Genomic DNA, 26050 nt, shown 5'->3' with positions numbered 1-26050 from the left:
AGGAGTGATTTTCCATGCCAGTCCAAATGATTCCCACGCTGCTTACGATGACCGTCCTCAGCGCAGGCATGATGTCCATGCTGTTCTCGTTTCACGACAAATCTTCCGAGGCAGTGCTCAGCATTATTCTCGCGGCGGCGCTGGCCGGACTCGACGGTTACATCGTGAACAGACTGCGCCTGGCCAACGAATTCGGCAAAGAATTCCGCTCGCTCGCAGAGCTGATTTCCTTCGGCGCGGCCCCGGCTTTGACCGTTTATCTTGCCACCTTGCACAAAATGCCCGTCACCGGACTGCTGCTCGCTTCTCTCTTTATTATTTGCGGCGCGCTGCGGCTGGCCCGGTTCAACATTTCAGCTTGTGCAAGCAGCTATCATACAGGATTGCCGATCCAGGTCGCCGGCTGCATTTTAGCCGTATTCGCGCTTTGGTCTCCGCCCCTGTATCACCTTGAAATGACCGTGATTCTGGTTATCGTTCTGTGCTGCCTGATGGTCAGCCGAATCAAAATACCCGCAATCAGCCAAAAAAGTTCCTATCAGTAAAAATACGAAGCAGCCGCGGCAAATCAGCAGCCTATCCGAAGAAACGGAGCGTGAACGTCATAGACTTCCTACAAGACATGATCACACAATACGGATACATCGCCATTTTCTTCTGTTTGGCTCTGGGCATCATAGGCTTGCCGGTCCCCGACGAAATCCTGATGACCTTAGTCGGCTATCTCGCCTCCGCCGGGCTGCTTCATTTCCCGGTGTCCGTGGCGGTCAGTTTCATCGGAACCATGTCCGGCATGCTGTGCAGCTACGCCCTCGGGCGAAAATTCGGCAAACCGCTGCTCTGGAAATACGGAAAGTGGATCAAACTTACGACCAAAAGGCTGGAAAAAACCGAGACCTGGTTCGAACGCTACGGACCATGGGCTATTTGCATCGGCTACTACATTCCCGGCCTACGCCACCTAACCTGCTACCTGGCAGGAGTAAGCGCCATGAGCATGCGAAAATACATGCTCTACGCAGGGGCAGGAGCCCTATGCTGGTGCCTGATTTTCATCTCAATCGGCTACTTCGTCGGAGCCTCCATCGATTTTTCCAACTTTCATTCTTCTCTGCTGCGATTGTTTAAAGAGACCGTGCCCGCTTCTCGGGCTGGGTAGGGATTGGGGGAAGCTATAAGGGGAGAAGTCTTTTATAGGGACGACATAAACTTGAACCGTGCCGAAGCCGCGGCGCTCATTTATCGCCTGTTTCAATTCCTAATAGGTACAATACAAACGATAGAAAAAGCCATCCAAACTACAACCCGTAGAACAGTTTCAATTCCTTATAGGTACGATACAAACGAGCGTTGTAGATTTCGTGTGGCATCCGGCCTGTGCGGTTTCAATTCCTTATAGGTAGTACGGTATAAACTATCCACTATGAAAAAAATCGCACGGAACCAGACTTGTTTCAATTACTCATAAGGTACAATAAAAACCAGCACGCGCCAGTTCTACCCGGACGATTATTTCACGAGTTTCAATTCCTCATAGGTACAATAAAAACGTAAACGGGCCTACCATCTTTCTCGTTGTAACAATGGCTGTTTCAATTCCTCATAGGTACAATAAAAACAACATCTTTAGGTGTGTTAGAAGCCAAGGCTTACGAGTTTCAATTCCTCATAGGTACAATAAAAACGAAGAAACTGCTGCGGGAGCAGGGGATCAAGATTTAGTTTCAATTCCTCATAGGTACAATAAAAACTTTTTGCCGGATATATTCGCGTTGTGAGCGGAGGATGGTTTCAATTCCTCATAGGTACAATAAAAACTGGACGGTATGATATGGGAGGCATATGTGTTCCAAGTTTCAATTCCTCATAGGTACAATAAAAACTATCCGCAAGATTGGCATACCATTTTCCACTTTGACGTTTCAATTCCTCATAGGTACAATAAAAACTATTCCATGGGATGTGAAAAGGCAGCTTAACGTCTTGTTTCAATTCCTCATAGGTACAATAAAAACTCTTAGGACGCCACTTATCATCAAACCACGTATCACGTTTCAATTCCTCATAGGTACAATAAAAGCTGGGGATGGGTTCACATTACGACTATTGATAGTGTAGAGTTTCAATTCCTCATAGGTACAATAAAAACTGGCAACGTCGCTATGGCCGCCTAGTGCTGATTCAAGAGTTTCAATTCCTCATAGGTACAATAAAAACTTTCATCATGAGCTATGAAATACATCTGAGCTTCAAGTTTCAATTCCTCATAGGTACAATAAAAACGGTTTCGGTTTTGAAAGAAATACGACTAATTGTTGAAGTTTCAATTCCTCATAGGTACAATAAAAACGTCAAGTATACCTCCATATTTTGCTGGCGAAGTGGATGGTTTCAATTCCTCATAGGTACAATAAAAACTAGCTGATAGAATTATACCTCCTACAGCCCATAGTGGTTTCAATTCCTCATAGGTACAATAAAAACTAGCTGATAGAATTATACCTCCTACAGCCCATAGTGGTTTCAATTCCTCATAGGTACAATAAAAACAACGAACTTTGTGATTTTTCGATCCATGATCAAATTGGTTTCAATTCCTCATAGGTACAATAAAAACCGGGATGATGCTTTGATGTTGCAAAGCACGAAAGATTGTTTCAATTCCTCATAGGTACAATAAAAACTTTTGACACGATATTTGAGAGGGCTACCCGTTGCATTTTCAATTCCTCATAGGTACAATAAAAACCCGCAAAAACCCAGCAAAGTAGCCACTTTTTGCAACACTCCATCACAAAATCATTTCGCCTGGCCTCACGGCTCAAGCCGCAAATTCCTTATAAACACTGGGATTCCACGAAACAGTTTCTGTCGTCGATCCCCCGGCTTTTTTACGCTATTGCAGGTCGACGACAATAAAGCTCTAGTTACTTCTATCATATTACTAGTCCTGCTTATTTCCAAGACCACGAGAGGAATTTTTTTCGCACCATCGCGTATTACCAGCCCATTCAGCTTTCGTGAAGATCTATGTTTTGCATGACGATGGCAAGGTCGAGTGCTCTCCCTATTGTTAAAATAGCCTGAACGAGATGATTGTACAAATGGTGCTTCAATTTCGTACTAAATTTAAAATACTATTTCTTTTGATAGAGTACGATATAAACCAAAGAAATCGGAGACAAATAACTTACTTCTCTTTTTATGTTATTTCCATATTAACCCTAAAATTGGTTTTATATTACTCTTCAGAGAAGAAATCCAGATCAATCTTCTTTTCCTCATAAACGGCAACGGTTGAAACGCCTAAATTATAATCAATCATATACTGTGTAAGCTGGTTTCCATCAATCAAAACAACCTTATTGTCTATAAGTGTGACATACTCTTCAGCTTCTTTTGTAAACACAGAAGTCGTTATGAAGACCCCTTTGCGTGCTTTATGCATCTGAAGGGCTCCAACGAATTTCTGAATCTCAGGTCGGCCGACAGAACCTTCCCAACGCTTTGCTTGAATATATATGACATCGAGACCAAGACGATCCTCCTTTATCATTCCATCTATTCCACCATCGCCACTCTTCCCCACAGCCTTTCCTGCATCAGCCATGGAACCACCGTAGCCCATTTTAACAAGAAGCTCAACTACAACTTTTTCAAAGAACTGCGGGCTTCCCATCTTCAGACGCTGTAAGAGATCATGAGCAATCTCTGTACGAATTGCCAGATAGCTATATTCCAAATTTTCAGCAGGTGTCCGTTCCTCGAAAATATCTCTTCCTACTTCAGCCTTAGTAACCTCTGTTTCCTTTGTCGTATGAAATTCGTTGAATTCAGGAAAACGCTTAAGGTAAGCTACATTAATATTACTAAGGCCCTCATTCAGCACGGATAATCCACGAGAAGTAATTTTGCAATATCCACGGCGAACGTATTCAATTAGCCCTGCTTTCATAAGGTAAGTACGTGACCATCCAACGCGATTATCAAAGATAGATTGCTTCCCACTTGGTAATCTAGCACTCAGTTCATCTTCAGTAAGATTAAACTCCAAAGCAAGAGCATTTATTGTGTCTCTATGTTTATGTTCGGCTTGATCCGAAATTTCTTTAAGTAAAGGCAACATAAGAGTCTGATAATCTGGAATAGGCATTGCAAAGCTCCTTTTAGTTCGTTATTTTGTATATTCTTCGTTTCATGTGCAACGCTCTTGGCCTATCTTTCAAAACTAAGCCCTTTCATATTAAAAAAAGAGGCCTTACTGTAAAGTATATGACCTTTTTTTGTCATACTAGCGGAACTTACATTGGTACAACCTTGGTGCTGATGCACAATGACTTCATTAGCTCTAGCATTTCAATTCCTTATAGGTACGATACAAACGGAGCGATTCGCCTCGATCTTCAAAGTTCCACTTCAGTTTCAATTCCTTATAGGTACGATGTAAACCAAAATGCGGGTACCCGGAAATTAAATTCATTTTGGAGTACCAGTTTCAATTCCTCATAGGTACGATATAAACAAGAACAAACAACTACGGGGCCAAGCGTGGCTTGCGGGTTTCAATTCCTCATAGGTACGATATAAACGACGCAATGAATGACGCCGGCCTATTATCTGGGGTGTTTCAATTCCTCATAGGTACGATATAAACTACGAATCTGACATCTTCAAATGTAACGACAGCTCTGTTTCAATTCCTCATAGGTACGATATAAACGGGGAGAGGCGAGCCCGCGGTGGCCCTGTGTAACATTGGTTTCAATTCCTCATAGGTACGATATAAACCGGCCATGGTCACCTGGGCTGCGCAAGACGGTAAGGTGTTTCAATTCCTCATAGGTACGATATAAACTCGCTCATGTTCTCACCCTATTCATTTTGTTACCAAAGTTTCAATTCCTCATAGGTACGATATAAACGTTGGCGGCGTTGTCTTCTTGTTCTTTAAACAAAGCTAAATATTTGTTGAACTGACTGAGATAATGATCATGTTTAGTCTACCTCCAAAATGAAAATCAGATGCTGCAGCGCACTTGATCAAGACTCAGATGTTGTCGTGTATCCTTGCTAAGAGTTGTAATTCTACAATGTAGGTAGTTTTGAGTCACAATACTACAATGTAGGTGAATTTGTACATTTTTTACTGACACAAATTTACCTACATAAAAATATTAAAAGCCTGATTTCTCAAGCTTTTTCTAATAGATTTGTGTCATTGGACATTTCATTCGAAGCTACTGTCAATCTTCCACCAATTCGTTACCCATTGTTGTAATCCAAAAATCTGATTCTTCGGAAAACCAACTCAACATTTGTCCACCGATAGTTTTGCATTGCTTACGCCAGCTCTGTTCACTTGCATTTACCCAATCTCTAGCCATTACCTGATCCATTAAAATGAGTATCAGACTTTAGGTACTAATCGTTCATAATAGGTTTATTTTTAAGATTTTCATTGAAACGGGTCTTTTTCATCTTCAACAACAGAGAACCATTCAAATGCGGAAGGACCGTATAATTTTCGAAGGAAGCTTTCTGTTGTTCTAAGGAACTCAAGAGAAAATTCACGATTGAGTTGTATTTCATATTGTTCATTAATGGTGAAATGAGGATTGTTTTTTGCAAAAGCATTTATCTTATCTATTGTTTTTTTGTTATGATCATTTTCTTCTAGGATACTGTCATTATGTACAATGTTATTTCTGATTAGGTTGTAGCAGGTAATTTGTCCCCATTCATCCGAATCACTATCCGGAAAAGTGATACCTGCAACGCTTTTCAAATATACTTGTGCTTTCGTGATACCCTCGTGTTTTAAGTCATATAAGCCTAGCTTAATATTTTTTGTCTTTTTGATATACTTACAGAAGTTTATCAGTTCGACTTCAAAGCTCGCATAACAGCTGGTGAACACAGATTTCCTGAACAATTGTGGGAACCTATCTTGCAGCTCATAACCTCCTACTCCACCTGGAGCGTCATGATATAGATAGCTATAGAAATCGTCTAATTCCTCGACAGGGATTTTTTTTGCTTTCCTATCAACCATCTGATTAAATTTTTTAAGTTTGCTTTCTAATAGCTCTTCAAGGGTGTTACAGTAATCACGCAGCTCATCAAATTTCATACCAAACTCATGTCTAAAAAGATAGAGACTCAACATTCTTCAACTCCTTCAGATTAACACTTTTAATCAGACTGGCCATAATACTCCCTTTGTTGCGATTAAGATTGCTTTGTCAAGTCTTCCCTCTCTCGGAATATTTCATTTTTTTTGGTGATATTGATGTTTACCTCCAAAAGGACCACCATTGACTTGTATGCTATAGTCCTTTTCCTTTAAAACTGATGAATTATTTTTCTTATACTCATCTACCAGAGAAAATTTATTTTGGGAACAGTATATCTGGCGTTCACATTCGATTATTTGCATGGAATTGTAGTATTTAATCACTTCTGGGTCGTAAATAGGAAAGAACAAGTTTTCAATTGGCTCTACAACGCTATGATAGCTACGCTCACACAGCGTTATGATTAATTGATCTGAAACTGGAAAAGCAAGTTCTATACCTTTGGAACCTAATCCGCTGTAACTCATAATATCTTCAGGCATATGGGATCTTCTAACCAGAGGAGTATCTGATGTGTAGAATGGCTGGTCGGTTTGATTTACGCCAACAAACCAAATATGCGAGTTGAGTACAGACGAGAATTCTATTAATTTCGCTGGATCAAACATGATAGATAATTGACTGATAGCTGCATGCGCTGGATCGAGCTCTACGAAATATTCCCCAGGCTTATAATTTCTGTCCTCGTTGTACATTTCCATATCAAATAGCATCTGCATGATGGTTTTGTTCATCTCTGCAACTTGTTTTCTGGAGTCACGAGTGCGTAAGTTCTGCATAATCAAATGGATAGACAAATTCTCACGATCTTCACTAGATAATGCCCTTTTGAAATGAGGTTCTGTAGTAAGGAAATACTTGGCGCATAAGTTATTTAGCAGAGAGTTAAACTCTCGTTCTAGCTTACTAAATTCCTTTTCAACGAATTGAATGTCTTGATACTCTGAAGGAAGTTGATCTCTTGTCAGATTAAATACATCTTCAGGGATATCATAAAAATATGATTCTGCAGCAACATTCCTAATGCTTGTCTTATAAGGAGTCTTATTAATTACTTTGTCATAAACGAAAAGCTGATCGTTGACTGAGAAACGCTTTAGATACGATTGAGGCACAAAATGTTGATTTTTGACTTTGGACATTAAAAAATCACCCACTAAATTTTTTTCGAATTATTCCATTTTTTCAGTTTCTTCTCTTACAGCCGCTGAGTCAAGCTGCGACGACAACGTAAGACGGCTGGGACACTGCCGACAAAGGATCCCGGACGGAAAATCGTTCCTTTGCCCCCGCGGAGCGTCGATCGCGAAATTATGAGCGTTTGAATACCCAGTTTCTCTTTTCAATCAGAACTTGGTTTCATAAATCTAATCCCCTATCCTCGCAATTGTCGCACAACGCACCTGTTAGAGTACCTCGGTCATACAACGTCCCGCAACTCGAACAAAAATCATATTTTTCTTTATGACCCTCACAAACCGCATCCCTTGAATTTGTATAATAAAAAGCTACTCGGTTACAATGAATGCAGGTTTCTTCGTGATTTGGCTTGACTTCAAACTCCTCAACCTCAAAACCAGCAACTTCGAATTTGACAGTTTCTAATTTATATATAGGTTTTTCGACATCATCCGTATTCAAATTAAATGTTAGTGAAAAAGAACCGTTAACCTTACAATTCCCCTCGCCATAAGTATACTCATGGCCACCAAATGATGTTGTATATACTTTTATTTCTGCATCAGCTACAAAACTACCGTGGAACGACGCTTCCTTTTCATAAAAGTCCACAGACTCTACATCAAGTGCAGGGGTCCCATTAACACCCAGCACTTCCACATCCGATAAAGGATCACCCATCCAATCCTGAAGTTCACCGCTATGGACTAGATAGGAAGTTAATACACCAGTATCGTCGAGTATAAGTTGCCAATCCTGAACATCTGCTATTTCAGAACATATTTCAGCCGCCATCATCTCTATATTTGCAATTCGATTGTCAATTTCCTTAAGTATCGCAAGATGTCCAAATAGCTCTGTATCCGTGCATACAATTAAATTCTTTCCCGTTTCTTCTCTAAACTCGCGGAACAATTCCGGTCTCGGGCGAACTGGTTTCTTGTCTTTATCTAGCTCCCACCAATCTTCTTTGACATCACGAGATACAAAAACGACATCTCTCCCAGTTTCTCTTGCTTGTTTAAGCACTTGTTTCCAAATAAGTAAATCCCCATACTTATCTCTACCAGTTGAATCATCTCTGTCCTTATCCGAATCCTCATGCCCTGGGGGGTATTTGTATTTATAGCGCTTCTCCCCTTCTTCAAAAATGTCTAGTTCTTCTTTCATAGTGAAGGGATTTCCAACATTACCTTTAGCTATAACTTCATCAACCAAAGCCTTAATACCGTCATCTTTCAGAGCTTCACGGTTCTTTTCAACTTCTTCCACTATATCTTTTTCATACTGTTCTGATACGGATTGCATATTTTTGATAAGATTATCCATCTCTTCTTTTAACTTTTCTATGTTTGGGTACTTTAAATCTGAGAATTTAAGAAATTCCCCATCCGCACTATTTTTTGTTCTTTCAAGTATGGATTTTAATGAAGCATTTATAGATCTGTATTTATTAAAATTGCTTTTTCGTTCTTTTTCGCAATGCTTTTGAAATTCTTTATGTACTTGATGTGGAATCCAAAGCAAGTCTTTAATAGATTGAAATGTTTCGAGTGTCTGCTTCATACTTTCGGCCGAAATTCTGTATGGTCTCAGTAGAACATTAGTATCACAAACTATCAAAGGATCTTTTTCCAAAAAATTTTTAAAATCTTCAAACGAACAATGATTCACTATACTTCCTCCTGCCTTGATCCCAAAGTGATATACATGAATCCAGTGTATCAGAGTAGAAATTCTTTACACTATATGTCCCATGGTTCCTAGTTTTTAATTGATAGAATTCAAAATTATTTTGCAAATGTATTTCTACATCGCATTTATAATCAAACACAACCGTAAATTCCTCGTGAGTACCAAATATTTCCAAAACCTTTTTTAGCCCCCACAATATCTCATTTCTAAATCTATTCTTTGCCATTGAACCCGACAGATCGTATGGCAAGTTCATATAATTAGCAATAATCAATATACTTCCTCCAAATCATCTATGAGTGATCATAACTGACCTGAAATAAACCTTAGATAAATTAAAGCATTTGCTTTGAACAAAAAAATTCATTATTATTTAACAGCCATTATCATACCATATTCTGGAATGCAGTACTATAAAATATCAAACAGTAGATATAGATATAATTTGATTATTTGCTATGGGGAATATATGAAACGAGACCAGATTCATTTCTTATTTCCGACAAGGGGAAAGAAAAACAACAGATAATATTAAGATGCTGATGCGCCCTTGATCAAATATCCGATCCTGGCCATGATATCTTGCCTTAGATTCGGAGTCCTACAATGTTGGTAGTTTTGTGTCACATTACTACAATGTAGGCACTTTTATGCATTTTTTACTGACACAAATGTACCTACATAAAAAAATAAAAGCCTGATTTCTCAAGCTTTTTCTAATTGGATTATGTAGGTAATTTTGTGTCATTGGACATTCCTTCTTTTTTGGCGTTGATGGTACAAGCGTAGATAACGGTTTCAATTCCTCATAGGTACGATATAAACGAATATAGAAAGCCGGATCAGGGACAAAACCGACGTGCGTTTCAATTCCTCATAGGTACGATATAAACTTTTTTTGCGATCCTCTTGTATGATGTTTGTATCGAGTTTCAATTCCTCATAGGTACGATATAAACGAATCTGTCTTCACGGTCAAGTCAGCCGACTCGGGTTTCAATTCCTCATAGGTACGATATAAACGGCCAATTTTTTTGTTGGCGTATCGAATTGGATGATGTTTCAATTCCTCATAGGTACGATATAAACTTTATTTTCGTTTACTTCTTCACTACAAGGGAGTGATGTTTCAATTCCTCATAGGTACGATATAAACTGAAATGAATATTGATGATATTCATGAGGAAATATGTTTCAATTCCTCATAGGTACGATATAAACAAAGGCAGCGGCACGACGCAGGCGACGAAAGAGTACGGTTTCAATTCCTCATAGGTACGATATAAACGCGGAGTACTCCAGAGATACTGCGGAGCACTCCGAAGTTTCAATTCCTCATAGGTACGATATAAACTTGGCGGTCAAGGTGAATACAGTACAATTTTCAAGGTTTCAATTCCTCATAGGTACGATATAAACGCGATCGCTTTGTTGAATAGCGTGAATGTGGTCCAGTTTCAATTCCTCATAGGTACGATATAAACTCAGCTCACGAACGGCGGATATATGGACCCGAGCGTGTTTCAATTCCTCATAGGTACGATATAAACTTTGAAAAAACTGTTTTCCCCTCCCGCATAGCGTTGGTTTCAATTCCTCATAGGTACGATATAAACCGAGATCGAGCCGGGAAAACTGTCCGTTGCATTGCCGTTTCAATTCCTCATAGGTACGATATAAACAGCGGTAGCTGGTTACAATGTTTACCAGAATGGCAAGTTTCAATTCCTCATAGGTACGATATAAACTTTAAAAGCTACGTACCGATAGATTCTTTTGATTCGAGGTTTCAATTCCTCATAGGTACGATATAAACGATCATGGATCGAAAAATCACAAAGTTCGTTGTCTTGGCGTTTCAATTCCTCATAGGTACGATATAAACAATATCAGGTCTAGCTTTTCAACAAGCAATAGTGATTGGTTTCAATTCCTCATAGGTACGATATAAACGCCGATGAAGGAGTCGATAGGCCAGTGACAGTTGAATTGTTTCAATTCCTCATAGGTACGATATAAACCAGGAGGTTGAACATGGCTAAGATAAACGGATATTACGGTTTCAATTCCTCATAGGTACGATATAAACGCTTTCCCTCAGGCTTTCTTTGACCAGTGCTTCTGGAGTTTCAATTCCTCATAGGTACGATATAAACCAGGAGGTTGAACATGGCTAAGATAAACGGATATTACGGTTTCAATTCCTCATAGGTACGATATAAACGCTTTCCCTCAGGCTTTCTTTGACCAGTGCTTCTGGAGTTTCAATTCCTCATAGGTACGATATAAACTTTGATAGTGTTTCCAACGGCACAATACAATCTATGTTTCAATTCCTCATAGGTACGATATAAACTAGTACCGTTCCCCCGGCTGTACCGTCTTGATGTATCCAGTTTCAATTCCTCATAGGTACGATATAAACGCAGCGGCGGCGTCAGACCTCGGGTCTCGTCTCTAAGGTTTCAATTCCTCATAGGTACGATATAAACTGAATACCGACCTGCAAATATTTACATAATTTATAAAGGTTTCAATTCCTCATAGGTACGATATAAACTTGTATATGGCCTTGATATGTATGGCCAACCTATGTAGTTTCAATTCCTCATAGGTACGATATAAACGCTGCTGGACAAGTACTTGTTAATGGTTCCATCAACGGTTTCAATTCCTCATAGGTACGATATAAACTTAATGCTCCGAAAGTTTCTTTTGCATCCATCGCAGTTTCAATTCCTCATAGGTACGATATAAACCGGATGCTAAATACCATCCAAACTACGACCCATAAAACAGTTTCAATTCCTCATAGGTACGATATAAACGAAAAGAAAGTTCAACGAACGTGCCTGCGCCATTCCAAGTTTCAATTCCTCATAGGTACGATATAAACTCCCATCATCGATATTTCCACCCTTGCGTGCAGCAGTTTCAATTCCTCATAGGTACGATATAAACCATGATTGCATCCATCATTTCGTTGTCCCCCGGTGCAAGTTTCAATTCCTCATAGGTACGATATAAACAAAATCTCCCCCCTGTAACGATCCTGTGAATAAAAAGTTTCAATTCCTCATAGGTACGATATAAACAATCGTCCCCGAAATAAGCAGCGCAATCGGACAGCCAAGTTTCAATTCCTCATAGGTACGATATAAACCCAGAAGATGCCCCCCGGCGCTAATGGCTACGAAAAGTTTCAATTCCTCATAGGTACGATATAAACTTACCATTTTTTATAGAAAAAAATCACCCAATTTAGTTTCAATTCCTCATAGGTACGATATAAACCTACTTTGTTCGCTGCAAATTTGCTCTATGAAAATAGGTTTCAATTCCTCATAGGTACGATATAAACTCAACGAAACGTTCACGATCCGCCCGATCAGATTCCAGTTTCAATTCCTCATAGGTACGATATAAACCCTGCCATGACACCAAGAAGGACAAGCAAATCCCAAGGGTTTCAATTTCTCATAGGTACGATATAAACTGACTTTGTTCGCTGCAAATTTGCTCTTTGAAAATAGGTTTCAATTTCTCATAGGTACGATATAAACCCGCAAAAACCCAACAAAATAGCCACTTTTTGCAATGTCTTGCCACAAGGTTAAATTACCTAATCTTACGACCCGAGCCCCAAAACCTTTATAAACACTGGAGTTTCGCAAAACGTGTTTGTCGTCGATCCCCCGGCTTTTTTACGCTATCCAGGGTCGACGACAAAATGACTCTCGCTTCTCTATATAATATTACTAATCCCGCCTTTTTCCAAACCTATGATTTCGCGGTCTGAATACTTCTGCGTTCGCCATGTGTAAAGGATGACGGAGTCTTCCGTTTCATCAATGAGCTTTTCCATCTCGGCTTTTAACTTTTTCAAGTTGACATCGGAAATTTCTCCTTCCAATACGGAATTCTGCACCCAGTTCAAATATTTCCGGCATGTTTTCAAAGCCTTGGCGACACGCTTTTCACCAACATCGTATACGATGATAACGAACAAATCGGGCCCCCTCCTTTACCATAGCGCTTCGAACGGCTCATAGTCTTGTTCTCCCATCAGATGTTTTTGCAATTTGTACAGTTCCATGCGCATTAAGCGGCGGTAACTGACTTCTTTATTGAGAGCACGATGTTTGATCGTCGTTTTCAATTTTTCATCCCATGCTTCGATAAAAATTTTGCGGCCTTTTTCCGTTAACAATATCCCTCCCGTATCCTTTTCAAAATGAGCTTTGGTCAACTGCTTCTTGCCGATAAGCGAAAAAATCAAGCGATCGACCAGTACAGGTTTAAAAATTTCAGCTACATCCAGATTCAAAGTAAACCGGCGAAAATTCGTTGTGTGCAAATACCCGATCCTGGGGTCTAGATGTGTCCGATACGTTTCGCTCAAAACCTGCGTATACAAAATGGAATTTCCAAAGCTGATCAACGCATTCAACTCGTTTTTAGGCGGCCTCTTGCTCCGTTGGTTGAATTTGAAGTCTGGGTTGTCCAAAATCAGATCGAAGCTCTTGTAGTAACTCTCACGAATATTGCCTTCGTAAGCCATCAATTCCGGTATCGTCGTCGCCTGCACGGAACCAGCCACAAGCGCTTCTATCGTATCGATCATCCCCTGTACATCCTTGCCCCGGCCGCGATAATATTTCAAGACACGCAAAATATTCGAAGCAGCGCCTTTCACGAACTGGTAAGCAATGGCATATCTTTTGGCGTCGTCCATGTAGTGCTCGGACTGTTTCAGAATCATGTAACCCGAATTCAAATGCTCCCGCGGGTAGAAACTGCCCGAATAGTATCCGTAATGATTGAAAAAGTGTAGCGTGATCTCCTTCTGAGCGCAAAATTCCAGGAGCGATTTATTCAAATCCATTTCGCCAAAAATCATCAGTTCCTGCGTATCTTCCACCGGAATAAATTTCCGGCCTTCATCATTTTCGAAAAAGAGTGTATTATCTTTGCGTTTCAGCTCTCCCGACTGAAAAATATAAATAGTTTTCTTCAATGGTCGAATCCCCCTTTCTCAGAACGAACCTCCATCACTACGCCCAGCAAAATTCCTGATAAGCGCATTTTCGGCAAAATTTGATTTTTTCGGCTGCAGGCGGTCTATCTTGATCCATAATTTTTCGAATATGTACAAGCGCTTTACGAATTTCAGCTTCCGCCGATTCGTCCAGTTCAACGGCCTCTCTCCGTTTTTCTTCCGGAAAACGCAGTTCGCCAACTGCATCAACACCTGCAAGCTTAAGATTGAATAAATAGAACAGCACCTGCATCTTGGCGCTTGTCAAATAGGAGGACGTTTTCTTCACTTCCGCGACAACGAGCTCCCCTTGCTTTTTGGACAAAGTATCCATTTTAATGGAATCCCATACAACTTCTTTTTTGTCCCGGGCATACGCATGCTCGTGCAGATAACGCCCCCATTCCATGTTCTCATCCTGCTGGTCGGCCACAATCTGCCGCGACATCAACCACACTTCCCGACGGCAAATATAGTAATACCAGATAAGCGTGCCGGTAATGCTTTCGATGAGTTGTTCGTCTGAAGCGGTTTCGGACATTGGGATCACACCCCTTAGAAGATCATTGTGACATCCTCATTACGGTAACCCGTAACAGGATGATAGTATTCTTTCATTTGCGATTTCCCGACAAACAAAATCCCCTCAACCTCGGGCGGTGTATTTTTCATATGACGAGGCAAAGGAATAACATACTTGTAAAATGTAGAGCGAATGCCCAAAAATTCGTTTCTGCGAACGATTGGATCACGAATGGCGTTGATCCTTACGAACTCTCCCCAAATCCTGGTAGATTCACCGTCATCATATTCAAAAAACACGTCGAATCTAGGTTGATCCTCTTCGATTAATCGAAAATGCTCAATAGGGATACTTTCATCACTCGGCTGACCCGTATACTCCAGATTCATAATCGCTTTCACATGTTTCAGCGATTCACCGGGATCCACTTTATTTTTCACCAAGCGATAATATTCTGTAATAACGTTCAAAAAATCCTCTTCACTAAGAACCGGATTCTCGGCGAGCAACTGCTCCGTAATATGCAATCTCGGATCCCCCCTCTTCACACCGCCCCCATAAACTAACGATGCATAGGGACAATTGGAGTTATTTACAAGCTGCATGACATAGACCTGACCCCTGTTCTCGCCGTTACGATTACAGCGTCCGGCAGATTGATTAATCGAATCCATTGGTGCCCAATCCCGGTAAACGACATCAAAATCAATATCTACGCCTGCTTCCACCATTTGCGTGCTGACGACAATCCGATACTTTTTCTTGCGGATATCGTCAATTCTTTTCAACCGCTCAAACGGCAAAATATGAGTGGAAAGATACGTGATCTCGTGCTCCTCAACAAACTCCAGAAGCTCGTTGTACAGATGTTGGGCACAATTTATGGTATTGACAATGAACAAGTAACTACGATCCGGCTGTAAGTCCAACTGACCCGCAAAAGCTTCGATTGTCATGGGTCGGTCCAGCATGGAGGTCAGGGTCACACGATTTAGATTCGTAAAATAGCGTTTGGGATCGCAAAGATAACGAACATCCTGGGATTCGAAAATCTCCGGGTTGGTCGCCGTTAAAAATACGAATCTGCAGTCCAGCTTCTCAGCCAATGATTTAAATAAGTCTCTGAGCAAAGTCCAGTATTTGGCTGGAATATGTTGAAATTCATCAATGAGCACGATCGAATGAGCTAGCCTGTGAAACTTGCGCAGGGCACCGTTTTTATGCGAGATCAGGGTGTGGAACAGTTGAATGAACGTAGTCACAATTACTTCCGAATTCCAGCCTTCTATGAGCAATTTAGCTGCTGAAACGTCGAAATTCCATTCCTGATCCTCCGCAGCCTTCGTGTTCTTCTCGTAGAGCACTTCGGAGAGATGATGATGTTTGAGCAAAATGGAGGAATCCAGAATAAGCCCGGACTGTTGTAGGACTTTTTCAAATTCCCTGAAATTTTGATCAATAATCGATAAAAAGGGAAGCGAGTAAATAATTCTCGGCAGTATTTTGCCGGAAGATTCCGTATATATGCGGTCTCTCAGTTTGAGCGCGAACATGAAGGAATGTAACGTCTTTCCAAGTCCTGTGGGGAGCGTAAGCATATAAATGCGGTCTTGCAAATCCACTTTGCAACTCAGTACTTCCTGAGATGCTTGATCACGCAAGTCGTTCATGGATGATGGCGAACGATCGAGCGAAGCCAAATAGCGCTCCACTCCATCGACCGGAAGCAGGTGGCGCTGTAAGAACAATTCAGGCTTATTAATGCCCACTTGGCTTTTATCTGAGTCGATCAACAACGAAAAAAGCGTTTGCGCAGTCAAAAACGCTTCAAAGTTGGCAGGTAACAGCTGTTCACACGTCAAACGCCGGCGCTTATCCTGAAATTTCCGAGGCAGATCACGTATCCATTCCTTTACCAGTTTGCCAGATAATCTGAAATCTTCGCCCAGTAATTCCTGCTTATTCAAATCGCGGAACAATTGTATAATAGCTGCTTCAAGCTGACCCCAGTTTATGGAATCCGCTTGGGCGCTAATTTGCTGCAGTTCGTCATCGTCTTTTTCATATTCGCTGTATAGGTTGACAAGATCGCCATGATGCCTGCGAATGCTAACAAAAACAAGGGAAGCGTACCATTCATTCGCTTGTCCTATTCGCTGCAAGTAGTGCTCAGTCACATAAAAAGCGCACACTGCGGACAACATGGAATGCCGATACAACGGCTTGCCTCTGAGCTTTCTTTTTTCGGCATCGCTTGCCCTTATATAATGCTGAAAATAAGTTGTTGTTTTGGCTAGATCATGAAATCCCGCCGCTATAGCGCTGAGCCCTGCTAACAAATCGGGAGGAATTAAGTTGGCGCTTATTCCTCCCGCGAAGGTGTGACATAAATTCATGACACCGGAAATATGGTCCTCCCAAGCTTGATCCGGGTGGGATAACCATTCGTTTTCAACCATGGTCTTCCAGTCCTCTCGCTGCTCTTTTTAGTTGCAAAACACAATCTGTTCTCCCGTTTCCGCTAGCAGCACGTGTTCCCGGACGACAACTGAAATCGGCTTGCCGGAAGCATCAAACAACAAATTTTCATACTGACTTACCTCCCTGTTGACGTTCATATGAATAGGTTGTTTTTCTTTCAAAATTTGCAATCCGGCTTCTATACTGATTTGTTGATTATGTATGAGAGACACAGGAAGCACAGTATGGGTTGTAATCTTCTCCGGTTCACGCTTAAAAATCCCCCGCTGCATACGATGATAGGAAAAATCCGCCAGAAGTTCACTAAGTCCCAAGCAAATCGTGTACACACTCTGATGCTCGCGAACCATATCAACGAGTTGTCCAAATAAGCTCGCGGATTCCATCTGAACATAGATACGAAAAGAAGCCGCTTTTAAAAATTCCGTACGAATTTGTGTCCTTACTCCATTTACTCCTGCTTTGGGCGCCCAAAAATGATTTTTCGTATTTATATGGTTAATGCCTATGTGGACTTTTTTTACCGGATTTAACACTTGAATGGCAAGACGGGTCGTCGTGTTGTTGATGACTGATAAATAGTGGTTGTCCTCTTTGGACAATCCAAGTATAGCTCCCAGCATCCCGTATACAGCCGTAGGCGGAATTGTAGAGAAGGTTAATGGTGAGGATGTCGTATAAAATTTTCTGAAGTGTCCGTAATCCCCATACACATCAAACGATAAAATGTCCATGAAATAGCCTCCCTACAGGCTCAAAGGCTCAACGGTAATTCCTCTTTTTTGTAATTCTTCAACCGGATTATGTACAAATTGCACACGATCATCTATAGCAAATGAGATTTTAGCTATGTGCTCCTTATATTTGCCTACTCTGTCCAACCAGCTTGTGAAATCCAGCTTGTACTCTTCCACATCGCGGATTTCTTCATCCAGCTTTCCCTCGTCAGCGAGCAACTTGATTCCCTTATCCAACTCGCCGATATGGAAATGCTGCTTAGCATATTCCACCTTGAACAGCACTCGGGGCATTTGCCCTACCTTGGATCGGGAATGGAGGCTCTTGGTTCCGTTCCACAACCCTCGAAGCAGCAATTGAACATCCTCTTCCTGAAGGTTCGTTTCCTTAGCGCAATTCTCATTAATGATGCCATACACGTTCAGAAGCGAATAAGCCACAACGTATTCTTCCCTGAACGTCTTTTGCAAGCTTCCTTCTTTGGATGCGAATGCTCCTGTACCCTTTAAATACTCAAGCTTCGCCCGATGTAGCGAAGAGGCCATTTTAAACTGCACAGGGCCTGTTAACGTAATGGAATCCCCTTCCAGCGGAATCGTTGCGCCGAATAAACGAACATCAATGCAATCTTTGAGCACATTGCGCTGAATAATCGCCTTATCACTTAATTCGCTGGAATCCTTGCTTTTTTTGTCCTTCTTGGCAGTCTTGGCGAGCTTAACCCCATTTTCATCAACAAGAAAATCCAATGCGCGCGTTTTGCCATCCTGAATATTTCCCTCCTCATTGGCAATTTCCCGAACAAAGATCTCCTTGCCCTCCACTTGATTCAAATAGTCCCGAATGGTCCGTTTGATACGGACATCGGTCACCAGGTTGCGTCCGGATTCTTCATCGAATCTCGGTTTATTTTCATCGACAGGGTCTCCGTTTGGATTCGTCCAGCTGGCATCGTACAGAAAAACAATTTCAGACCGGTTATTGAGCATGAGCAAGCTCCTCCTTTTTCTTGTAAACAATTTCTTCAAACTCTTTGGAAAGCGCCATACCTGATACAAAATAGAAGTTTATTTCATCAATACTCATTTTCCAGTGCTCCGCTTTTTGAAGCAATCTTGCGGAAATACTTTCAACAAGTTCCCTAATGCGAGGGCTGTAGCTATCATAGGCATGCAGCTTTTCAATTATTTTGGGCAGGAGTCCAAGCATCTCGGTTTGATTCATTTTAAATCCACGAAACTGCTTGATGAACGGCGTCGCCTTTCTGTGCCTATTTTGAATGTCCAGCAGCAATTGCGCCAGCCCGCCCAATAAAAAGATGCCTTGTTTCGCAGCCGAGTCCAAATCTCCATACTTTCCTACCAAGCCTGCATAACGATCTTCAATCATGATAGCCTCCCTCGTTGGCTTGAATAAGCCCAGTTGTTTAAAAAAGTACAAATTCATCAGCGCATTTCGCACTGTATAAGAAAATGTTAGCCCTTCGTCGTACATGACACTGCGAATTTTTTTCATAAAAAAAGGAAAGAAAAATTGAATATCGATTTCGCGCCGCATAAAGCAGTGGCTGACGACTTCAAGGAAATATTTGTTTAGATCATAGTTACGCTTGCCTTCATCGGATTTTGAAAAAAAACTGCGAATTGTAGCAAAACTATAAAAGCTCTTATCTGACAACGAAAATAATTGCTCTACCTCTTGCTTTGCATCAAACAGGGCTTTTAAACGAAACGTTGTTACGTCTTCCAAATGCAGCAAGATTCGTTCAGCGCTGCTGCCTGAGGGAGAAAGTAGAAATAGCAAGTCAAATTGCAACTGATTGGTTTCTTGGGCCAGCAGCTCCAAAATCTCATTTTCATCATTCGTAAGCCTTTTACTAATCTCTTTATCTGCTAAGGAAATCGAATGGTGCCACTTCTCGATCATTTTCGTGATATAAGTGTTGCTTTCTCTGGCAAATAGAAATTTGGGAATCAGCAAATAACTAAGTCCATAAAAACTGAAACGCATGCGTTTCTCCAAATAATGCCTACCTTCTTCAACCGAGCTCTTGCAATCAAGGCAAACCGGATAGTTGCGCCAAGCCAGCTCTTCTCTAAACTTGCCGCTAATAAATCCCGGCTTGTCCAGGGTATAAAACCTAAAAACATTTAAATTACCAATCACAGACACGCCCTGTGCGCCACATACAGAGCATGTTTTGCCGGTAGCCGATACTTGCAAATCCTTTTCATCAACTAAAGTAATGAGTATAGATTTGAAATGACCAATTTCCCCTATTTTTTGATTGTTTATAGTTAGCGTTAAGCCAAATCCTGTTTTGGAACTGCTCTGGATTTTTGCCGCCTGCTGTAAAATTAGTTCATCGGCATTCTCCAGCGCAGTCTGAATCCCTCGAAAAAAGGTATAGGATTCGGGAGGTATTTTACCTTCCAAGCCTTCAATCCACTTAAACCACGCGACAACACGCCCTCGCCATGTTTTTTCCAATTCCGTAATCAAGCATGTTGGGGTGTAATTGGCCCCTTGCGGTGCCCGTCTCCGGTACAGATAAGCCTCATAGCCTTGTGATCGGGTATCTTCTAAATCAACCCTTTTAAATTGAAAGCGATTCGGCTGAGAAACTTCGGATTCCAGTTCAATAATCAGCATCTGAGGGTAGTTCCCGCCCGAATTTGGATCTTGCGCCAATAAAAGAGCTGGATCAGCTCCACCGGAACCTTTTGCCAACAGTTCAGCACCAATGGTCTGAATCGCTGTGATCATATGGTCACTCGCCTGCCTTCTCGTCAAATTTCACCTATTTTACACAACCTCCACGCACCCGTACCCCATCGAATTCTTTGATCCGAGTCCGGTATCATAAGCCCATTGCAGCAATGTCGGATGACCCTCCAATTTATACGTCCCCATCCAGCCCTCGATAACCGTATCGCGAAAATATGATATTGTCTTATCTTTTTCCGTAACATGAGCTGCCTGAATCGAGAAAGGAGATTCATTGATCTCCTCATTCATGCCATGGTATGAAAAATACTTTCTTTTCAAATTGTCTCCCACCATTTTTGAAAAAAGCGATTCCGTCGGTTTGTAATAATGCGTATGCTTCAAACCATTCGGATGCGTTAACGTACTGTATGTGACGAGAGGGCTGAGCATGCGAATGTGAAGTTGATTTCCAATCCTCGGCTCTGGCAAAATATTGGCGGATTCAAAACGGATCTCCTGTCCTGCAAGTTGAAGCGATTCCGTCTGAATAATAGTCCTGATTAAATCGTGCAAAAACTGTTCTACCGGCGAACACACGACAAAAGAAAAAGGAGAGGCAAAAGCAATCTTCTTGGTCTCTTTGTGAATACGAAAAGCGCCTTGTATTCTCGAAAAACAGAATTGCTTATAGACTCTCCCTTGATGAGCATAGCCTTCATCATGGATGAACTGTTGGAATTCACGATCCGAAATGTGCCGATACAGCAAACCCATAATCGCGCTCTGATAATGAAAGTTCAACTGTAAGTGACGGTCGGAAGTAAATGTTAAAGTGACTCGCATGGCACCACCCTTAAGTCTCAGGTCTTTATAACCTCATTATTATACAAATAGTTCTATAGAACCTTATTTTTTCCTTCTTCCACTTCTAAAATAATATAATCTTTGTAATTATTCAACATTTTTTTCAAATAAGAGCTTTTCTCGATTTGTTCAAAAAATGTTTTTTCCATTTAGAGAAAGATGTATAATTTTAATGTACAAAGTTGTCGTCGACCATGAGTAGCGTAAAAAAGCCCGGGGATCGACGACAGATGCTCCGAATACAAACTTAAATGTTTTCAAGGAATTAAGTAATTCAAATTAAAGTGACGAAGTTCAATCTTGGCTAAGATACAATCCAGCAATGCTGATTCCACTGGGGTTTTATGGGTTTTTATCGTACCTATGAGGAATTGAAACATCCCGAAAAGGTTATTATTCGGAATCGACATTCCCCAGTTTTTATCGTACCTATGAGGAATTGAAACTCACAAATAAGCAAGGGGATCTTGGATGACTGCTAGTTTTTATCGTACCTATGAGGAATTGAAACCAGGTATAGAGGTGCATTGCAATAGGAGGGACATTTAGTTTTTATCGTACCTATGAGGAATTGAAACGTACTCTTGGTCTTTCTATTGATCTGGCGCGAACAGGTTTTTATCGTACCTATGAGGAATTGAAACACGTACCTTTCCCGCGTCCCTCTGAGGAAATGGCGAACGTTTTTATCGTACCTATGAGGAATTGAAACTGAAAATGAGAAGAAGCAACGTCGGTATATTGGCGACGTTTTTATCGTACCTATGAGGAATTGAAACCGGATGCGGCCGATTGTTCCCAGCGCGCCTCTCCCGCGTTTTTATCGTACCTATGAGGAATTGAAACAATTCTAGGAGGAGTACTTATGAGGGTTGCGATATAGTTTTTATCGTACCTATGAGGAATTGAAACTCGGAAAGCTAACTATCGCCTTGAATACAAATTCAGAGTTTTTATCGTACCTATGAGGAATTGAAACAACTCATTTGAGATTTGTAGCATGATCTTGTATGCCATGTTTTTATCATACCTATGAGGAATTGAAACGGCGGAACCGTCAGAGTGAACAAGATCAACATGCACGTTTTTATCGTACCTATGAGGAATTGAATCTTCGGCATATCGAGATCCAGAGAACATATGGATCGCCATATCGAGCAGCTACGTTTTCTCCTTCACATCCCGGAATCCACCGAAGTGCGGCCCGTTTCACCGGCTGTCCGAATGACTTCCCGGCACTCCGCCACCGTATCAACCAGCAACTTTTACGCGAACACATCGCAGCCCAATTTTATCGTCGTTATGCTATCGCTTCCGTAGATTCAAGCCAACAAAAAAGAAGCTGCCGCAGCAGCCCCCTCCCATCTCCTCACCCCTTGATTCCCGTAGTCGCAATGCCTTCGATAAAATACCGCTGTCCGAGCAGGTACACGATAATCGCCGGCATGACCATGATCGCGGTTCCTGCCATGAGTAGGCTCATAGGCGTATTGTTCGCTCCCCGCAGGGTGGATAAGCCCAGAGACACCGTATATTTGTTGGAATCGTTCAAATAGACGAGCTGTCCCAAAAAGTCGTTCCATACGCCGACGAAAGTGAACAGCAGGACAACGACGATAGCGGGCTTGATCAGCGGAAGAATGATTTTCGAGTAGATGGTAAAATACCCCGCTCCGTCAATGACCGCGGATTCGTCCAGTTCCTTCGGAATCGTCATCAAAAACTGCCGGAGCAAAAATATGTTGAAAGCGCCACCGCCGAAAAACGCGGGTATGATCAGGGGCCAATACGAATTGGTCAGCTGCAGCTTGGACCAGCCGATGTAGGTCGGCACCAGCGTAACGATGCTGGGCAACAAAATCGTCATGACGATGAGGCCGAACCAGAAGTTTTTGAGCGGGAATTCCAGTCTGGCAAAGCCGAAAGCCGCAATGCTGCTGGTCAAGCCGACCCCGATGAGAACGGGCACGATGATGATCAGCGTATTTAAAAAATATTGGCCGAAATTAATCCGGTCCATCACCTCGGAATAGTTTTCAATGCGGAATGCATGCGGAACCCAAATCGGCGGAAATTCCAAAATTTCCTGCAAATTCAATAACGAAGAGCGAAGAATCCAGTACATCGGGAAAAAGACGATCAACGACAGCAGGCCCAGAATGAAGTAAGTGACGATTTTTCCTCGCAAGCGGTAAGTCATTATTTTTTACCTCCTTCGTAGTGCACCCAACCGGACGAGGTTCTGAAGAGCAGGTACGTGAAGAAGGCGACAATGACGAACAGCACCCAGGCCAAGGCGCACGCATAGCCCATATTTTGGCGTTGAAACGCTTCACGGTAAATATAGAACGCATAGAACAGCGTCGTATTTTCCGGTCCGCCCTGCGTCATCGAGTACGCCTGGGTGAACGCCGTGATCGAATTCACGAAACCGAGAATCACATTATAGAAAATAATGGGCGACATGAGCGGAATTGTGACCGATTTGAGCTTGTGCCACCAGCCCCCACCATCGATTTCCACAGCCTCGAGCAAGTGCGAAGGAACATCCTGCAATCCGGCGAGAAAGATGACGATGACGTTCCCGGAGCCCCACACTGCAATAATAATCATCGAAAGAACGGATGTATCCGGGCTGTTCACCCACATCTGTTTCTCAATGCCGGCAAAACTCAAAATATGATTGATAATCCCGAAATCCGGATTGTACAACCACAGCCAAATAATGCTGCTGGCCAAAACCGGAATAATCGAAGGCAAATAGAAAATAGCCCGAAAAGCGGCTCTTCCCCGTATATTCTGGTTCAAAAACAGAGCGATGATGAAGCAAAAAACGATCGACGCAATGACGGAACCGATAGAATAGTAGGCTGTCGCTTTGAGCGAGTCGTAGAAAAACAAATCTTCTGTGAAAATGTTGCGGTAATTGGCCAAGCCGACCCATTCCTTCGGCTTCAAGATCGTCCAGTCGGTAAAGCTTAAATACAAGCTGTACAGCAGCGGTCCTAACGTAAAAATCAGCAGCCCAAGTATGGCGGGCAGTATGCAAACATAACCGATAAGCGCCTGCTGCCGCTTAAGACTCCAGAAACTGGATGACTTCACTGTAGACATTCCGGGTACCTCCTCTTTCTCCCCTGCAACCCCCGCAACTGTAAAGCCTGACGATTGCGGGCCGTCAACGTAATCGCTTACAGAGGCAATCGGGCTGCCGCTGCCTCTGTAGGCGCTTTTTTATATAACCAGCTCCGGCTGCGATCAGTTCGCTTTGCCGCTTTCGAAGATCGGCTTGATTTTCGGCATCATTTCAGCGATCGCGTCCTTCGCCGATTTGGTGCCCAGCCATACCGGATCAAGCCCCGGATTCAGCACATCGCTGATGCGGCTGTACGTCGGCAGGAAGAACCATGGCGTCGGATAAGTCGCCTTGAGCGCGTAGTCGATAACCGCTGTTTTGTACTCCGGCGGATGAACCGGCGACTGCGTCCAGCGCTTGATTTTGTCCGGGTCGGTATACCAGCTCATCTCCGTCGGCATCCATACGCCGCTGTCGATGTTCGCCAAGTTTTTCTCCGTATCCATCAGCCATTTGTACAGCTCGATCGCTTCTTTCGCATGCTTCGTGTTTTTGTAGATGACGATCGGCGTTCCGGTATTGGTCGTCGCCGGCTTTTTAAAGATCGGAAGCACGCCGACGCCGTTTTTCAAGCCGTTTTTCAGCTGCGGATTGATGTTGACCAGCTCCCATTGGCCGGAAGTGACCATGGCTACTTTTTTGGACAGCAGCAGTTGGCCTACGTCGCCGGGAAGCCCGGAAGATTGGGCCGCTGTCGGGGAGACGTGCTCCACGTTGGACAGATCGGCGATTTTTTGTATAGCCTCGATCGTTTCCGGCTTGTCGAGCAGCAGTTCCTTGCCGTCCTGGCTCACTTCGCCGCCGCCGTTGCTGATGGCGAACGGTGTCCAGAAAAAGTCCGCGCTTTTGCTGATGTTGATGCCGTATTGAACGATGTTTTTCGGGTCAAATCCCGCTTCGCCCGGATGCTTCCCGTTTTTGTCCTTCGTCAATTTTTTCGCGACGTCGAGCATTTGATCCCAGGTCCACGCCTTCTCTGTCTCTGCCGGAGGATAAGGGATTTTGGCCTCATCGAACATATCTTTGTTATAGTGCAAAATAATAACTTCGTTAGCTACGCTGTAGCCCAGCAGCTTGCCGTCGGGCGATACGAATTTGTTGCTTTCGATCTTCGGCGTAACCGACCCGTCCTTGTAGTACGGGGACAAATCCATCAAAATGCCGGACTCGGCATATTTCAGCGCCTGCGCTTCCAACATCGTGCTGACGTCGGGAAGCGTATTCGAAGCAGCCATGGCGCTTAATTTGGCGCCAAATTCGCTCAGCGCCACGTTCTGGTAGTCGACTTTGATGTTTGGATGCGCTTTCTCGAATGCGTCCAGGCTGACCCGCGTCGATTTGGCCTCCTCGTTGTTGGCCCAGTCCGTAAAGCGGATGGTGACTTTGTCCCCGCCGCTGTCGGGCGCTTTCGTCTGCGCTCCTGCGGACGGCGCCGCCGACGCCCCCGTTCCTGAAGCCGACGGCGTATTCGTCGTCGAGCTGCAGCCGGCGGCGACGGAAGCCGCCAATAAGGTTACGGTTCCCGCTTTCATGAATCCTTTGAATTTCACATG

At 42.7% G+C, this 26050-nt stretch carries 18 protein-coding genes and 4 CRISPR repeat arrays; of the genes, 2 read left to right on the top strand and 16 right to left on the bottom strand.

Going from position 1 to position 26050, the window contains the following annotated elements:
- Window positions 1-14 precede the first annotated feature (14 nt).
- On the top strand, window positions 15-545 hold the full coding sequence (pssA, locus tag AC0LWT_RS21435) for a CDP-diacylglycerol--serine O-phosphatidyltransferase (RefSeq protein ID WP_474683309.1): 531 nt from the start codon (window positions 15-17) through the stop codon (window positions 543-545).
- Between the two features lie 59 nt (window positions 546-604).
- Complete coding sequence (locus tag AC0LWT_RS21430; protein ID WP_474683458.1) at window positions 605-1159, top strand: DedA family protein; 555 nt, start codon at window positions 605-607, stop codon at window positions 1157-1159.
- Window positions 1160-1519: 360 nt separating this feature from the next.
- Window positions 1520-2749: a CRISPR direct-repeat array (repeat unit 30 nt; unit sequence GTTTCAATTCCTCATAGGTACAATAAAAAC).
- A 492-nt stretch (window positions 2750-3241) separates the two neighbouring features.
- On the opposite strand, the gene AC0LWT_RS21425 is transcribed toward AC0LWT_RS21430, so the two are convergent.
- The 16 genes from AC0LWT_RS21425 to AC0LWT_RS21350 all read right to left on the bottom strand — a co-directional run bounded on the left by AC0LWT_RS21425 (window position 3242) and on the right by AC0LWT_RS21350 (window position 26047).
- Window positions 3242-4153 (bottom strand): restriction endonuclease, encoded by a 912-nt coding sequence (locus AC0LWT_RS21425; protein ID WP_474683308.1) that lies wholly within the window; start codon window positions 4151-4153, stop codon window positions 3242-3244.
- Window positions 4154-4353: 200 nt separating this feature from the next.
- Window positions 4354-4922: a CRISPR direct-repeat array (repeat unit 30 nt; unit sequence GTTTCAATTCCTCATAGGTACGATATAAAC).
- Between the two features lie 533 nt (window positions 4923-5455).
- Entirely contained in the window at window positions 5456-6166 is a 711-nt protein-coding gene (locus AC0LWT_RS21420) for a P-loop NTPase family protein (protein ID WP_474683307.1), read from the bottom strand.
- 102 nt (window positions 6167-6268) lie between these two features.
- Window positions 6269-7276 (bottom strand): DUF4238 domain-containing protein, encoded by a 1008-nt coding sequence (locus AC0LWT_RS21415; protein ID WP_474683306.1) that lies wholly within the window; start codon window positions 7274-7276, stop codon window positions 6269-6271.
- A gap of 217 nt (window positions 7277-7493) precedes the next feature.
- Window positions 7494-8987, bottom strand: a complete 1494-nt coding sequence (locus AC0LWT_RS21410) for a PIN-like domain-containing protein (protein WP_474683305.1) — start codon at window positions 8985-8987, stop codon at window positions 7494-7496.
- Window positions 8968-9234, bottom strand: coding sequence for a dsDNA nuclease domain-containing protein (locus AC0LWT_RS21405; RefSeq protein WP_474683457.1), 267 nt, complete (start codon window positions 9232-9234; stop codon window positions 8968-8970). Before AC0LWT_RS21405 ends, AC0LWT_RS21410 begins: the two co-directional genes overlap by 20 nt.
- 569 nt (window positions 9235-9803) lie before the next feature.
- A CRISPR array of direct repeats spans window positions 9804-12571; the repeat unit is 30 nt; unit sequence GTTTCAATTCCTCATAGGTACGATATAAAC.
- 182 nt (window positions 12572-12753) lie between these two features.
- Entirely contained in the window at window positions 12754-13017 is a 264-nt protein-coding gene (gene cas2, locus AC0LWT_RS21400; RefSeq protein ID WP_474683304.1) for a CRISPR-associated endonuclease Cas2, read from the bottom strand.
- 15 nt (window positions 13018-13032) lie between these two features.
- On the bottom strand, window positions 13033-14025 hold the full coding sequence (cas1b, locus tag AC0LWT_RS21395; protein WP_474683303.1) for a type I-B CRISPR-associated endonuclease Cas1b: 993 nt from the start codon (window positions 14023-14025) through the stop codon (window positions 13033-13035).
- Window positions 14026-14062: 37 nt separating this feature from the next.
- On the bottom strand, window positions 14063-14587 hold the full coding sequence (gene cas4 / locus AC0LWT_RS21390) for a CRISPR-associated protein Cas4 (RefSeq protein WP_474683302.1): 525 nt from the start codon (window positions 14585-14587) through the stop codon (window positions 14063-14065).
- 14 nt (window positions 14588-14601) lie between these two features.
- The gene (gene cas3, locus AC0LWT_RS21385) at window positions 14602-17028 is read right to left on the bottom strand and encodes a CRISPR-associated helicase Cas3' (RefSeq protein ID WP_474683301.1); all 2427 of its coding nucleotides are present in this window, start codon (window positions 17026-17028) and stop codon (window positions 14602-14604) included.
- Window positions 17029-17055: 27 nt separating this feature from the next.
- Window positions 17056-17784, bottom strand: coding sequence for a type I-B CRISPR-associated protein Cas5b (gene cas5b, locus AC0LWT_RS21380; protein ID WP_474683300.1), 729 nt, complete (start codon window positions 17782-17784; stop codon window positions 17056-17058).
- A 12-nt stretch (window positions 17785-17796) separates the two neighbouring features.
- Window positions 17797-18777 carry a type I-B CRISPR-associated protein Cas7/Csh2 gene (cas7b, locus tag AC0LWT_RS21375; protein ID WP_474683299.1) on the bottom strand — a complete coding sequence of 327 codons (981 nt, stop codon included), beginning with the start codon at window positions 18775-18777 and terminating at the stop codon, window positions 17797-17799.
- Entirely contained in the window at window positions 18767-20554 is a 1788-nt protein-coding gene (locus tag AC0LWT_RS21370; RefSeq protein WP_474683298.1) for a TIGR02556 family CRISPR-associated protein, read from the bottom strand. Before AC0LWT_RS21370 ends, cas7b begins: the two co-directional genes overlap by 11 nt.
- Window positions 20555-20593: 39 nt before the next feature.
- Window positions 20594-21340 (bottom strand): CRISPR-associated endoribonuclease Cas6, encoded by a 747-nt coding sequence (gene cas6 / locus AC0LWT_RS21365; RefSeq protein ID WP_474683297.1) that lies wholly within the window; start codon window positions 21338-21340, stop codon window positions 20594-20596.
- A gap of 369 nt (window positions 21341-21709) precedes the next feature.
- Window positions 21710-22474: a CRISPR direct-repeat array (repeat unit 30 nt; unit sequence GTTTTTATCGTACCTATGAGGAATTGAAAC).
- A gap of 256 nt (window positions 22475-22730) precedes the next feature.
- Entirely contained in the window at window positions 22731-23561 is an 831-nt protein-coding gene (locus AC0LWT_RS21360; RefSeq protein WP_474683296.1) for a carbohydrate ABC transporter permease, read from the bottom strand.
- The gene (locus AC0LWT_RS21355) at window positions 23561-24475 is read right to left on the bottom strand and encodes a carbohydrate ABC transporter permease (protein ID WP_474683295.1); all 915 of its coding nucleotides are present in this window, start codon (window positions 24473-24475) and stop codon (window positions 23561-23563) included. Before AC0LWT_RS21355 ends, AC0LWT_RS21360 begins: the two co-directional genes overlap by 1 nt.
- Before the next feature lie 144 nt (window positions 24476-24619).
- Window positions 24620-26047 carry an ABC transporter substrate-binding protein gene (locus AC0LWT_RS21350; RefSeq protein WP_474683294.1) on the bottom strand — a complete coding sequence of 476 codons (1428 nt, stop codon included), beginning with the start codon at window positions 26045-26047 and terminating at the stop codon, window positions 24620-24622.
- Window positions 26048-26050: the final 3 nt, after the last annotated feature.

Source organism: Paenibacillus sp. sgz302164, from assembly GCF_056120505.1.
This window is presented reverse-complemented; position numbering and strand designations above follow the sequence as displayed.

What these genes read in the sequence shown, in the direction of transcription:
- pssA (WP_474683309.1), top strand. Translation starts at nt 15, where the DNA reads ATGCCAGTCCAAATGATTCCCACGCTGCTTACGATGACCGTCCTCAGC.
- AC0LWT_RS21425 (WP_474683308.1), bottom strand. Translation starts at nt 4,153, where the DNA reads ATGCCTATTCCAGATTATCAGACTCTTATGTTGCCTTTACTTAAAGAA.
- AC0LWT_RS21420 (WP_474683307.1), bottom strand. Translation starts at nt 6,166, where the DNA reads ATGTTGAGTCTCTATCTTTTTAGACATGAGTTTGGTATGAAATTTGAT.
- AC0LWT_RS21415 (WP_474683306.1), bottom strand. Translation starts at nt 7,276, where the DNA reads ATGTCCAAAGTCAAAAATCAACATTTTGTGCCTCAATCGTATCTAAAG.
- AC0LWT_RS21405 (WP_474683457.1), bottom strand. Translation starts at nt 9,234, where the DNA reads ATGGCAAAGAATAGATTTAGAAATGAGATATTGTGGGGGCTAAAAAAG.
- cas4 (WP_474683302.1), bottom strand. Translation starts at nt 14,587, where the DNA reads ATGTCCGAAACCGCTTCAGACGAACAACTCATCGAAAGCATTACCGGC.
- cas3 (WP_474683301.1), bottom strand. Translation starts at nt 17,028, where the DNA reads ATGGTTGAAAACGAATGGTTATCCCACCCGGATCAAGCTTGGGAGGAC.
- cas5b (WP_474683300.1), bottom strand. Translation starts at nt 17,784, where the DNA reads ATGGACATTTTATCGTTTGATGTGTATGGGGATTACGGACACTTCAGA.
- cas7b (WP_474683299.1), bottom strand. Translation starts at nt 18,777, where the DNA reads ATGCTCAATAACCGGTCTGAAATTGTTTTTCTGTACGATGCCAGCTGG.
- AC0LWT_RS21370 (WP_474683298.1), bottom strand. Translation starts at nt 20,554, where the DNA reads ATGATCACAGCGATTCAGACCATTGGTGCTGAACTGTTGGCAAAAGGT.
- cas6 (WP_474683297.1), bottom strand. Translation starts at nt 21,340, where the DNA reads ATGCGAGTCACTTTAACATTTACTTCCGACCGTCACTTACAGTTGAAC.
- AC0LWT_RS21360 (WP_474683296.1), bottom strand. Translation starts at nt 23,561, where the DNA reads ATGACTTACCGCTTGCGAGGAAAAATCGTCACTTACTTCATTCTGGGC.
- AC0LWT_RS21355 (WP_474683295.1), bottom strand. Translation starts at nt 24,475, where the DNA reads ATGTCTACAGTGAAGTCATCCAGTTTCTGGAGTCTTAAGCGGCAGCAG.